General features: G+C 65.1%; 1 protein-coding gene and 1 pseudogene. Both read right to left on the reverse strand.

Annotation, left to right across the window (positions count from 1 at the left end):
* Positions 1-452 (reverse strand): annotated as a pseudogene (locus L0G76_RS15915) (hypothetical protein); the annotation flags it as partial.
* 220 nt (positions 453-672) lie between these two features.
* The gene (locus tag L0G76_RS15920; protein ID WP_369696202.1) at positions 673-1,977 is read right to left on the reverse strand and encodes a trans-sulfuration enzyme family protein; all 1,305 of its coding nucleotides are present in this window, start codon (positions 1,975-1,977) and stop codon (positions 673-675) included.
* Positions 1,978-2,029: the final 52 nt, after the last annotated feature.

The following is a 2,029-nucleotide window of genomic DNA, read 5'->3' on the forward strand; positions in this document are numbered from 1 at the left end:
TTCGGGTGGGGCTGGGGGCGCTGGCGCGACTGCTCCTGCTCGGGTGATACCTGTGAGGAGTTCGCATTCATCACGGAGGTTTGGGGATAGGGCCGCGTGTACTGCTGCGTCGGATACTCGGTCGCCGACGGGTGCTGAGCCTGAGCTGATCCGTGCTCCTGGCCGGTGCCGGCACTGAACGGAACGTTCAGATCCATCGGAGACGTCCGGAACTCCCCGGCTTCCGTCGCCAAGGGCGCCCGGACGACATCGTCGCTCGAGCCATCGTCGGGTCCGCTGGCCGAAGCTTCGGAGATCTCGGCGGTCGGTGGTGCGTTGACGATCGCCTCGGCGCCGATGGACTTCTCCTCATCCGGCGTCTGCGACTCCGGAGAATCGGTGTCCTGCGGCTCCGGAGAATCGGTGTCCTGCGGCTCCGATTCCTGCGGGTTCTTCGGGGTGTTCTCACTCATAGCAATTACGCTACGGGAGTCAACGATCTGCCAACAGCACGTTGACCGCCGACCCAGCGTCGGGTTTTCCCCCATCACCGGTGACCGAGCACACGTTTCACACCACTGCCGCACCGTTACGCGCTATGCCGACCTTCGCACCACACACCGTCAGCACCGATTCCTACCCGCGCTTCCACACGCTACGGTTAGCACGGCGCGCGGCACCGTCGATCGCTATTCATACCGTTGCAACAGGGTGCTTAGGAGCTGCCGGTGAGGGGTCCGCAACCGGCGCCTCCACGCCCGATGTCTCCGCATCCGAACTCTCGCGGTCAGGAGCCTGCACCGTCGCGGCGAGCGCGGACTCGAGGTCGGCGAGGATGTCGGCGATGTCTTCGATGCCCAGGGACAGCCGGATGAATGTCGGCGAGACACTGAGCTCGCAGTCTGCGACTGCCAGGTGGGTCATGGTCGCCGGATGGTCGATGAGGGATTCGACCCCGCCGAGTGATTCGGCCAGGGTGATGAGTTCGGTGCTCTGAACCAGCGACAGGGCACGCGCCTCGGTGTCGGTGCGAAATGACACGACTCCCCCGAATCCGCTCATCTGCTTCTTCGCGATCTCATGTCCTGGGTGAGATGACAACCCGGGGTAGTACACCTCGGCGATCTCGGGACGGCTCTCCAGCCATTCGGCTACGGCCTGCGCGTTCTCGCAGTGCTTGGCCATCCGCACCGGCAGCGTCTTGATGCCGCGACGGGTCAGCCACGCGTCGAACGGAGCGATGCCCAACCCCACGGATGCGAGGTGGGAGTCGAGACGTTCGACAACCTCGGCGGCACGGGGACAGGTGGTGCCGTCACCGGCGAGGACCGCACCGCCGATGACATCGGAATGGCCGTTGATGAACTTCGTCGTCGAATGGATGACGACGTCCGCGCCGAGTTCGATCGGGCGTTGGAGAATGGGCGTGGCGAAGGTGGAGTCGACGGCGAGGATCGCGTTGTTGGCATGGGCCAGCTTGGCCGTCTCCGCAATGTCGACGACGTCGAGACCGGGATTGCTCGGGGTCTCGACCCACACGATCGCGGTCTTGGCCGAGATCGCGGCGGCCAGCGCCTCCGTGTCGGTGAGGTCGACGGTGCGGACGCCCACACCCCAGCGCTCGTACTCGTTGACCAGCAGTCGGTAGGTGCCGCCGTAGATGTCGCGGGGAATGATGACCTCATCGCCGGGACTCAGAAGTGCGGAGAAGACCGCGACCTCGGCAGAAGTCCCCGAGTTCACCGCCGCCGCGAAGCTCGCGTTCTCCAGTTCGCACAGCACCTGCTCGAGGTCGCTGCGATTCGGGGTGCCGGTGCGCGCGTAGTCGAAGCCGGCACGAGTCTGACCGGGAGTGTCCATCATGAAGGTCGACGTCTGGAAGATCGGGGCGACGACCGAACCGGTGTGCGATTCAGGGGTGGCGCCCGAATGCACCGAGCGGGTCGAGGTTCCGTTCTGGGTGATGCTCATGGCGGGTCCTTCCTTCACTGCTGACATCGACTTCGCTGCCGAAGTTCCACCAGTCTGCTGGTCTCGGGTGCGGTTGGGC

This window comes from Brevibacterium picturae, from assembly GCF_030453725.1.
GTDB lineage: Bacteria > Actinomycetota > Actinomycetes > Actinomycetales > Brevibacteriaceae > Brevibacterium > Brevibacterium sandarakinum_A.

Bases quoted from the DNA above. Each gene is read 5' to 3' on its own strand.
- L0G76_RS15920 (WP_369696202.1), bottom strand. From the start codon at position 1,977: ATGTCAGCAGTGAAGGAAGGACCCGCCATGAGCATCACCCAGAACGGA.